The organism is Acinetobacter endophylla (assembly GCF_053543775.1).
In genome coordinates this window covers 83328-92882 of the sequence record NZ_JBLVOM010000318.1, presented here as the reverse complement: position 1 = coordinate 92882, position 9555 = coordinate 83328, and the positions used below count along the sequence as shown (strand labels likewise).

Below are 9555 nucleotides of genomic sequence, written 5' to 3'. Positions count from 1 at the left end.
GATATTCCTTGATGGGTCGTTAGCTCAGCTGGTAGAGCAGCGGACTTTTAATCCGTTGGTCCCGCGTTCGAATCGCGGACGACCCACCATCTTCCGAAAGGATCACGTAAAAGTACACCACACTCTTGCGTCATAAAAATGGTCATTATCATTTTTATTCCTCAGGGTCGTTAGCTCAGCTGGTAGAGCAGCGGACTTTTAATCCGTTGGTCCCGCGTTCGAATCGCGGACGACCCACCATTCTTCCCTTAGAATGTTTCTCTGATTTCCCTCATGATATTTTAATTAAATTGCGATGTTTTGGTCGTGTATTTCTGCGCCTAGATTTTATGCTCACGCGTCCCCACCACTCGCCTTTATTGTCTAATCTAAATCGTATTTGAATTAAGCTTTCGACCAGATCAGCCGATTTTTATCGGGCATTATTTTTGAATATGAAAGGATGTGTCTTTGACCAGTTCATAGGCTTTTGAAGGTGCCGGATAGCCGCGATCAAATAGTTCCCGGTTGGTTCTTTCCTTTTCACTATAGATTTTTTCCAGATTCATGACCAAGTGATTTGAATCTTTAATCTTATAGTAAAAGCTCGCCCCTTCTTTGAGATTCACCACCACATCGGTACGTTCCGGATTGATAAACCAGCGGTCTTTACGGTAGGTGATATTGTGAGCCGTGCTGTTTTTGGTATTATCAATAAATACTTTGCCATACTGTAAAATGCTGCGATGCACCGTACCGTCCGGTAGTAAAGTCAAAATAAATTCTGCCTTGCCTTCAGTACAAGGCGCAAAGCGGCCATCACAGTCGATTTCAGTATGATAGCGGCCTATAAACGCCTTGGCATCCTCTGGTACAGTTGCCGGGTTTAAATCAGCTTCTGCCGGAAGAGTCGCCTGCCCTGCGACCTGAGTTAAGGATTTGGCACTGACGGTCACTACATCGGCCTTTGTATTGGCAGCGGAAATTTTAACACCTTCTTCTGAGGTCGCCTGACTTTCCTGTTCAGGTTTGACTTGCTGCTGATCACAAGCCTGCAAAATCACCATACTCCCCAACACCAGGCTACATTTAAAAAAACTGCTTAATGTACAACGGGATACATCCAATTTCATTTTTAATAAACCTAAATAGGAAAAATGGCGAGCAAAAAGCACACAGCAAAGCTGCTGAACTTTACACAAGAGTTCAATAGAATTTTCACTATGTTAGTAGCTCTTAGATCTGGTTTTAATCTTTATTAACATTACTTAACGATTTTATTTTTAATCAGCACTTTAAAAAGCTTAAGCAAACTCCATTTCTTTAAGTATGGATCTAGTTTTAGGATTCACACCTATTTTTAATCAGGAGATTTTAATGGCCAATGTTGGTTTATATCGCTCTAACCGCTCAAACATGATTGCAGGTGTGATGGGTGGTATTGCTGAACGTTTTGGTTGGAACGCAAATTTATTACGTCTAATTTTTGTGGTGATTTCAATCATGAGTGCCGCCTTCCCGGGTATTTTGGTTTATCTGGTGTTGTGGTTAATCATGCCGAAAAAACAGTACAGAATTGATCATGACAGCGTTCATCAACCTCAGGGCTATCAAAATCCTGTGCGTACAGTGAATCAGGATAAACGCTATTAAGCTGTACAGTCATTTTTAACAAGCGTTCTTAACCAGTTTCATCGCAGAGCTTCCTCTTTCACCCCGGTTAAATGGGATGAAATTTTGATGCCACGGTAATTTCCCCAAGTTATCGTGGCTTTTTTTGCCTATCTTTTATGATGACTGAGCTTTAGCCTCTCTGTTTATCTTTCAGATTGATTCAAGATCAACTGCATCCTGCGATTGATATAAAAAAATCTGCTTAAATATATTTTTAGCATTCACTTAACGTATTTTTAAGCTGTCGCTGATCGTAAAAAGTGTATGCTCTAAAAATAAAAAAGTATAAATTTCATATAGTCTAAAAATCATAGAAGCGTTAAATCATTTATGGATAAGATATTTCAGTTCATATCCCGACCGATCCAGAATTCTCCCTGGAAAATGACATTTAACCTCGCGCTTGCACCTTTGATCATCGCTGTAATTTTATTCCCTTATGCGCTATTTCATGAAGTCAGTTATGGGGTTTTCTCCATTTTCAAGAGTCTGTTTGCAGCGCTTTTTATTAGCTTTTTTGTCTGCCTGACTTACTGGGTGATGGTCTTTCCTTTTCTATTAGTGACTCACCTGCTGCTATGCCATTATCAGCTGTTTAATATCATCACGATTTTAATGAGCTGCGTACTGGGAACCCTGATTCTGGCTTATATCTCGCATCCTCCAAGTGAAAATTTTAGTTCCCATTTTTTGTTTCTGCTGTGTTTTTCCCTGCCGATGGCACTATTTTACAGTTTTCTCAGCTGGCAAGCTGACCAGAGTTGATCACGCCCTGCCTGTTAACTTCTGTTTTAATCCGGTTTTAAGCTTTCATTTTAAAATGATTCAGCTCCTGATTGAGTGCGGCAATCATGTCTGCCCGGCTGATAATTCCCACCAATTTCTGCTCGCTCACCACCGGAATATAGTTGAAGGAACGCTCGACAAAATATGGCACCAGATCCTGAATGGGTTGTAAAGGCTGCACTGTGATCACCTTACGGGTCATGATATGTTTGACCTGATGTTCCCAGCTACTGCGCACATCGGCAGCGCGCTTGAACCATTCCACCACCTGATACATTGCCAGTGTACCGACCAGTTGTTCATCGGCATTAACGACGGGCAGGCTCATCAGGTTCATCTGTTTGAACTTGTCCAGTGCGTGCTGAATATCATCATTTTCATGCAGGGTTGCCACATCCTTGGTCATAATATCCTGGCAGCTAAATTCATGCACTGCACGCGCATTGGCGCGGTTTTGTGCCTCCAGAATAATTTTTTGCAGGTCATATTCACTGATGTCCAGCAGCTCGGTACGCTGATCCAGGACTTCCTGAATATCCTGCGGTTGAATGGTGACTTTCTGGGTGGGCGTAGGATCTTTGGAGCGGGTATTTAGTTGGGCTTGCTGCGGATAATCCTTTCCAATCATCCGGTTAAAGACAATCGCAATCACCATGAGCAGAATTGAATTGAGCAGCACCGGATAAAATACAAAGGCATAACCCAGTTCATGTACTGGCTGGCCACCCAGCACGGCGGTAATCGCTACGGCGCCACTCGGTGGATGCAGGGAATCTGTGGTCATCATCAGGACGATCGCCAAGGCCACGGCTACACTAAAAGCCTCAGTCGGACTGGCAATCAACAAGGCACAGCTCACGCCAATCACCGCAGCAATGGTATTTCCGACCAGAATATTCCAGGGCTGTGCCAGAGGACTGGCTGGCACTGCAAACAGTAATACCGAGGATGCGCCCATCGGGGCAATATACCAGGCTTCAAAATCCCCCAGAATCCATAAACTCAACAAAGATGAAACCACCAAACCCAATAGTGCTCCAACTCCGCAGAGCAAACGGTCTTTGAGTGGAAGAACTTTGAAATTCGGTTTTAAGGTATTGAGCCAGTCGAGATGGGAGTGAAACACAGTGCGCCTAATCTTATTGTTTATAGATTTTGGGCATTATAGAACCAAGCCCGATGAAAGGCATCTGTGTTTTACATCTTTTCATCATTCGCGAATGCAGGCTTTTTAAAACAATATTTCGCTTAGCTTAAAAATACTCAGCAAGATTTTTTATAGGGGCTGTGCTATCTCCGCCTACTTCTGAAATGGAATAAATCCTTTTAAACCATTTTGCTTAGATATTTTCTAGATCGTTTTTATTATGGCCTACTCGTTCATTCAGGTTTGAATCAGGGGCTGGATTTTTAACAGTTCGACCTCACCATAATAGGTTGAAAATGCCACATCTCCGGCATCGACTCCAGTACCGATCCGAATAAGATTTTCGACCGGAGCCAAACGGGTCGGATCAAACTGCACCCAGCCACCGTCTAAATAGGCTTCAAAAATGGCATGAAAATCGGGTAAAAACTTTTCAATTTCCACATAACCGACCACCATGCGTGCCGGAATTCCCAAGGCACGGCACAGGGCAATGCCTAAATGGGCGAAGTCACGACATACGCCTGCACGATGCACCAGTACATCTGTGGCAGTGGTAAACTGGTCAGAACTGCCAGACACATAAAAAATATTGTTATAAATCCACTGTTCAATGGCTTTGACCCGAGTATAACCTGGTGTCATCCAGCCAAATGAGCGTTTCGCCATTTCCAGCAATAAATCCGAATTGCAATAACGGCTGGCCAGCAAATAAGGCAATACTTCATCGGGCAGCTCAGGAATGGCCACTTCTTTCAGACCCTGCTGAAGTTCCAGAGAGAGGCTCGGATGATGGACTACTGTCGCCGTATAATTCAGCTCAAAAGTCTCACAGGGTTCGACCTGTAGCCGGATATGACGATTTTGATGCTGAGCATCCTGAAATTCATGCCATACCACCGGCAGATTAAAGCTGAGTTGTTCTTCGAGAATCTTCTGATCGGAATGATGTGCCGCCTGAAGCATAAAAATAAATTCTGTCGGTTGCACGACCTTGTATTTTAAATGGCACTGAATTTGGTAAGTGGTCATGAAGTTCCTTATTTTTAAGCATTATTATATTGCGTGAATATTAAACTAATTTTAGAGCAGCAATCGTATGAGATCCGTTGAACTTTATGACTCTCCGGTTAACGGCATGCCATACATCTGGTTTATTCCTGATTTTCAGCTCGGCCCGTATCGACCAGCCAAGCTAAAAATGCAGTAAGACTCTAAATACCGCGTATCCTTTAAGCCTGTTTTATTTTTTTCAGAAAAGTATCCCCACATTAACCCTTTGCCACTCCCCTGCAAAGTCCTTATAATTGAGCACAATTTTTCTCTAATTTTAAGTGGATGACCATGAGTCGCGCCATATCGCATATTGATACCTTCCAAGGCTTAATTCTTGCCTTACAAACTTACTGGGCGGAGCAAGGCTGCGTCATTTTGCAACCTTATGATATGGAAATGGGTGCAGGGACATTCCACACTGCGACTTTCCTTCGTGCGCTGGGTCCTGAAACCTGGAATGCCGCTTACGTTCAACCGTCACGCCGTCCGAAAGATGGCCGTTATGGTGAAAACCCGAACCGTTTGCAACATTATTACCAATTCCAGGTGGTGCTTAAGCCAAACCCGGACAACATCCAGCAGCTTTATCTTGATTCATTAAAAGCGATTGGTATTGACCCACTGGTACACGACATTCGTTTCGTAGAAGACAACTGGGAATCTCCAACACTGGGTGCTTGGGGCTTAGGTTGGGAAGTTTGGTTAAACGGTATGGAAGTGACTCAGTTCACCTACTTCCAGCAAGTCGGTGGTGTTGAATGCTACCCAGTGACTGGTGAAATCACTTACGGTCTTGAACGTCTTGCGATGTATCTGCAAGGTGTAGATTCGGTTTACGATCTGGTTTGGACCAAAGGTCAGTTCGGTACGGTAACGTATGGTGATGTATTCCATCAAAATGAAGTGGAACAATCGACCTATAACTTCGAATATGCCAACGTTGAAAAAATGTTTGAATTGTTCGATTTTTACGAAGCTGAGGCAACGCGCTTAATTGAAGCGAAACTTCCACTTCCTGCATATGAGCAAGTCGTGAAAGCATCACACAGCTTCAACTTATTGGATGCGCGTGGCGCGATTTCTGTGACTGAACGTCAACGTTATATTTTACGTGTACGTACCTTGGCACGTTCAATTGCACAAAGTTATGTGGCTGCACGTGCGGAACTTGGTTTCCCAATGGCTGAACCTGCATTACGTGATGAAGTGTTGGCACAATTAAAAGCGCAAGTTGAAGCAGAAGCGAAAGAAGCAAACAAGGAGAGCAAATAATGTCTAAACATACCGTTTTGTTCGAATTGGGTTGTGAAGAACTTCCACCAAAAAGCCTGAAAAAATTACGTGATGCCTTACATGCAGAAACCGTAAAAGGCTTAAAAGATGCTGGTCTTGCTTTCGATTCAATCGCAGCCTATGCAGCACCACGTCGTCTTGCACTTAAAATCGTCAACGTTGATGCTGCGCAAGCAGATACACAAAAACGTTTTGATGGCCCTGCGAAGCAAGCTGCATTTGATGCTGAAGGCAACCCGACTAAAGCCCTTGAAGGCTTTATGCGTGGTCAAGGCATCACAGTTGACCAAGTTTCGACTTTCCAAGCGGGTAAAGTTGAAAAAGTATGCTTCTTGAAAGACGTGAAAGGTCAAAGCCTTGACGTTTTACTACCACAAATTTTACAAAATGCTTTGGACAATCTTCCAATTGCAAAACGTATGCGTTCTGCGGCAAGCCGTACTGAATTCGTACGTCCCGTAAAATGGGTGGTGTTGTTAAAAGATAACGATGTGATTGATGCAACCATTCAAGATCATAAAGCGGGTAACGTGACGTATGGTCACCGTTTCCACGCGCCTGAAGCGATCACTTTAGCGCATGCTGACGAATACCTTGCGAAGTTAAAAGCAGCGCATGTTGTGGCTTCTTTTGAAGAGCGTCAAGCGATCATCGACCAACAAGTGAAAGCATTGGCGGATGAAGTGAATGCCATCGCAATTGTACCAAGTGATCTTCGTGACGAAGTGACTGCATTGGTTGAATGGCCTGTTGCGCTACGTGCAAGCTTTGAAGAACGCTTCCTTGCTGTTCCTCAAGAAGCATTAATTACGACGATGCAGGACAACCAAAAATACTTCTGTTTGGTGAATAGCGACAATAAACTTCAACCGTACTTCATTACTGTGTCAAACATTGAGTCGAAAGACCCGACACAAATTATTGAAGGTAACGAAAAAGTGGTTCGCCCACGTTTGTCTGATGCTGAATTCTTCTTCTTGCAAGATCAAAAGCAACCGCTTGCGTCTCGTAAAGAAAAACTTGCGAACATGGTGTTCCAAGCAGAGCTTGGTACGCTTTGGAACAAGTCTGAACGTATTGCAAAATTGGCTGTTGCGCTTGCGCCTATTACAGGTGCAAAAGCGGAAGATGCTGAAAAAGCGGCACTTCTTGCAAAATGCGATTTAACCTCTGAGCTTGTGGGTGAATTCCCTGAACTTCAAGGGATTGCAGGGACTTACTACGCACGTCTTGAAGGTGAAAATGCGGAAGTGGCTGAGTCTTTAGGTGAGCAATACTTACCTAAATTCGCAGGTGACGTTTTACCGAAAACCAAAACTGGTACAACCATTGCTCTTGCGGATCGTTTAGATACGCTCACAGGTATTTTCGGTATTGGTCAAGCGCCTACAGGTTCTAAAGACCCATTTGCACTACGTCGTTCTGCAATTGGTATTTTGCGTCTTGTGACTGAAAACGAGCTTGATGTTTCAATTGAAGATTTGATCAAACTTGCACTTGCTGCTTATGGCGATGTATTGAAAGATCACGACAAGACTTTGGCGGATGCTGTGGCATTCCTTGAAGGTCGTTACCGTGCGAAATACGAAGACCAAGGCGTTGCAGTAGACGTGATTCAGGCAGTTCAAGCCTTGTCGCCAAAATCTCCACTTGATTTTGACAAGCGTGTAAATGCGGTCAATCACTTCCGCGCATTGCCTGAAGCGGCTGCGCTTGCTGCTGCAAACAAGCGTGTTGCGAACATTTTGGCAAAAGAAACTGCTCCTGAAGGTGCTGTAGTTGAAGCAAACTTGGTTGAAGATGCTGAAAAAGCATTGTTCGCTGAACTTGCTAAAATTGCGCCTCAAGTTGAGCCGTTATTTGCTGCTAAAGACTATACTGCTGCGTTGTCTGCACTTGCTGCACTTCGTGCGCCAGTGGATGCGTTCTTTGACGGCGTCATGGTGATGGCTGATGATGCTGACCTGAAAGCAAACCGTTTACGTATGCTTGCGCAGCTTCGAGGCTTGTTTACGAAAGTGGCTGATATTTCGGTATTACAGCACTAAGTCAGACATTTGAAATAAAATTAAAACCCTGCTAGAAATAGTGGGGTTTTTTATTTTTCTCAATAATATGAAATTATCACAAGCACAAAAAGCATTAGAATTTTTAAAATCTAATCCTAACCAAAAATTTACAGCTAGATTTATTGCTGATAAATTAATTGCTACATATCCTCAAGACTATATTGAGAAAAGAAATAATATTAAATTTGAAAACAATGAAAGTGCTTTTAAACAATAAGTTATTCGAGAGTTATATAGTATTTTCCCAGACTTAATTCAAAATAATCCTTGAACCGTACCGGGTTTGTCGGAGAGTCAATATTCTGAGAGACTACCCCGATGACAAAATTAAAATATACCCCTGAAATCAGAGAAAAAGCGGTTCAATTACTAATTGAATCTGAAAAAGATTATCCTTCTACTTGGGCTGCAATCACAGCAATTGCGCCTAAGATTGGTTGTACTCCTGAAACACTTCGTGCCTGGCATCAAAAGCATTTAGATCAGCAAAATCCTATTAAAGTACAACAGATATCTGATCAAGAAAAAATGAAGCAAATGGAACGTGAAATTAAAGAATTAAAGCGTGCCAATGAAATTCTACGTAAAGCAGCCGCTTTTTTCGCCCAGGCGGAGCTCGACCGCCCACACAAATAATGGTGGATTTCATCCATAACAATAAAGATCGATATGGTGTTGATGCGATTTGTAGGATTTTACCGATCGCAGCTTCAACCTATTACCGAACTTTAGATCTCGCGGACAATCCAGAACATCGAGCGAAACGAGATCTACATGATGAGCATCATGCTGAACAAATTAAACGAATTTGGAAAGAAAGTTCAGGTCGATATGGTGTGCGTAAGGTCTGGCAACAATTGAAACGTGAAGGCTATATTATTGCACGTTGTACAGTTGCTCGATTGATGCAGAAGCTAGGTATACAAGGTGTTTGGCGTGGTAAGAATAAACAAACCACCCGTAGCCGAGATGATCAAAAAAGAGCAGATGATTTAGTGAAACGTAATTTTAATGCTGATCATCCTGACCAACTGTGGGTGAGTGACTTTACGTATATTCAAACTCATTCAGGCTGGGTCTATACCGCCTTTATTATTGATGTGTTCTCACGAGCAATTGTTGGATGGAAAGTATCGACACGGATGAATACAGATATGGTGCTCGATGCATTAGAGCAAGCCTTGCACGATCGAGGCATGCCAAAGAATGTGATTCATCATTCCGATAGAGGTGTTCAATATCTTTCTATTCGCTATACCAATCGTTTAGAAGCAGCAAATTTACGAGCATCAGTCGGTACAACTGGTGATTCATACGATAATGCTCTGGCTGAAACGGTGAATGGCTTATACAAAACAGAGGTGATTGAATATTTAAAAGCAGATTGGCAAGGTTTAGCAGATGTACAACTTGCGACACTAAACTGGGTAGATTGGTTCAATAAAAAGCGTGTACACAGTGCACTGGGTTATGTATCGCCTTTTGAGTTTGAAGCAATGTACTATGATAAGATTAACCCGTTAGGTCAGGTGGCCTAACTTAAATAAAAAA

At 42.8% G+C, this 9555-nt stretch carries 9 protein-coding genes, 2 tRNA genes and 1 other annotated feature; of the genes, 8 read left to right on the top strand and 3 right to left on the bottom strand.

Annotation, left to right across the window (positions count from 1 at the left end; all coding sequences use genetic code 11):
- Positions 1-13: 13 nt before the first annotated feature.
- Together ACNPNW_RS19170 and ACNPNW_RS19165 are read left to right on the top strand one after the other, a co-directional pair.
- Positions 14-89: transfer RNA gene (locus ACNPNW_RS19170), tRNA-Lys, on the top strand.
- A 75-nt stretch (positions 90-164) separates the two neighbouring features.
- Positions 165-240, top strand: a tRNA-Lys gene (locus ACNPNW_RS19165).
- Between the two features lie 182 nt (positions 241-422).
- Here the strand turns inward: ACNPNW_RS19165 and ACNPNW_RS19160 are convergent.
- The gene (locus ACNPNW_RS19160) at positions 423-1112 is read right to left on the bottom strand and encodes a hypothetical protein (RefSeq protein WP_005102972.1); all 690 of its coding nucleotides are present in this window, start codon (positions 1110-1112) and stop codon (positions 423-425) included.
- Positions 1113-1356: 244 nt separating this feature from the next.
- On the opposite strand from ACNPNW_RS19160, the gene ACNPNW_RS19155 reads away from it, so the two are divergent.
- On the top strand, positions 1357-1632 hold the full coding sequence (locus tag ACNPNW_RS19155; RefSeq protein WP_004278536.1) for a PspC domain-containing protein: 276 nt from the start codon (positions 1357-1359) through the stop codon (positions 1630-1632).
- A 405-nt stretch (positions 1633-2037) separates the two neighbouring features.
- Entirely contained in the window at positions 2038-2418 is a 381-nt protein-coding gene (locus ACNPNW_RS19150) for a hypothetical protein (protein ID WP_004278537.1), read from the top strand.
- Positions 2419-2455: 37 nt separating this feature from the next.
- Here ACNPNW_RS19150 and ACNPNW_RS19145 read toward each other — a convergent pair whose 3' ends face one another.
- Together ACNPNW_RS19145 and ACNPNW_RS19140 are read right to left on the bottom strand one after the other, a co-directional pair.
- Complete coding sequence (locus ACNPNW_RS19145; protein WP_005102970.1) at positions 2456-3565, bottom strand: HPP family protein; 1110 nt, start codon at positions 3563-3565, stop codon at positions 2456-2458.
- A gap of 258 nt (positions 3566-3823) precedes the next feature.
- A complete protein-coding gene (locus ACNPNW_RS19140) occupies positions 3824-4618 on the bottom strand; it encodes a transglutaminase-like domain-containing protein (protein WP_005102968.1) in 795 nt (264 codons plus the stop codon).
- 312 nt (positions 4619-4930) lie between these two features.
- On the opposite strand from ACNPNW_RS19140, the gene glyQ reads away from it, so the two are divergent.
- The 4 genes from glyQ (at position 4931) to ACNPNW_RS19120 (ending at position 9542) form a co-directional block, all read left to right on the top strand.
- Entirely contained in the window at positions 4931-5914 is a 984-nt protein-coding gene (glyQ, locus tag ACNPNW_RS19135) for a glycine--tRNA ligase subunit alpha (protein ID WP_005102966.1), read from the top strand.
- Positions 5914-7983 (top strand): glycine--tRNA ligase subunit beta, encoded by a 2070-nt coding sequence (gene glyS / locus ACNPNW_RS19130; RefSeq protein ID WP_005267524.1) that lies wholly within the window; start codon positions 5914-5916, stop codon positions 7981-7983. Before glyQ ends, glyS begins: the two co-directional genes overlap by 1 nt.
- 67 nt (positions 7984-8050) lie before the next feature.
- Positions 8051-8221 carry a hypothetical protein gene (locus tag ACNPNW_RS19125; protein WP_017398057.1) on the top strand — a complete coding sequence of 57 codons (171 nt, stop codon included), beginning with the start codon at positions 8051-8053 and terminating at the stop codon, positions 8219-8221.
- 101 nt (positions 8222-8322) lie between these two features.
- Positions 8323-9542, top strand: a protein-coding gene (locus ACNPNW_RS19120; RefSeq protein WP_168526798.1) for an IS3 family transposase whose coding sequence is annotated in 2 segments (ribosomal slippage) — positions 8323-8599 and positions 8599-9542 — 1221 coding nt in all. Because the reading frame shifts where the segments join, the coding sequence is not laid out codon by codon here.
- Positions 8598-8714 (top strand) — a sequence feature (AL1L pseudoknot). (Overlaps the previous gene by 117 nt.)
- Positions 9543-9555: the final 13 nt, after the last annotated feature.

What these genes read in the sequence shown, in the direction of transcription:
- ACNPNW_RS19160 (WP_005102972.1), bottom strand. Translation starts at nt 1,112, where the DNA reads ATGAAATTGGATGTATCCCGTTGTACATTAAGCAGTTTTTTTAAATGT.
- ACNPNW_RS19155 (WP_004278536.1), top strand. Translation starts at nt 1,357, where the DNA reads ATGGCCAATGTTGGTTTATATCGCTCTAACCGCTCAAACATGATTGCA.
- ACNPNW_RS19150 (WP_004278537.1), top strand. Translation starts at nt 2,038, where the DNA reads ATGACATTTAACCTCGCGCTTGCACCTTTGATCATCGCTGTAATTTTA.
- ACNPNW_RS19140 (WP_005102968.1), bottom strand. Translation starts at nt 4,618, where the DNA reads ATGACCACTTACCAAATTCAGTGCCATTTAAAATACAAGGTCGTGCAA.
- glyQ (WP_005102966.1), top strand. Translation starts at nt 4,931, where the DNA reads ATGAGTCGCGCCATATCGCATATTGATACCTTCCAAGGCTTAATTCTT.
- glyS (WP_005267524.1), top strand. Translation starts at nt 5,914, where the DNA reads ATGTCTAAACATACCGTTTTGTTCGAATTGGGTTGTGAAGAACTTCCA.
- ACNPNW_RS19125 (WP_017398057.1), top strand. Translation starts at nt 8,051, where the DNA reads ATGAAATTATCACAAGCACAAAAAGCATTAGAATTTTTAAAATCTAAT.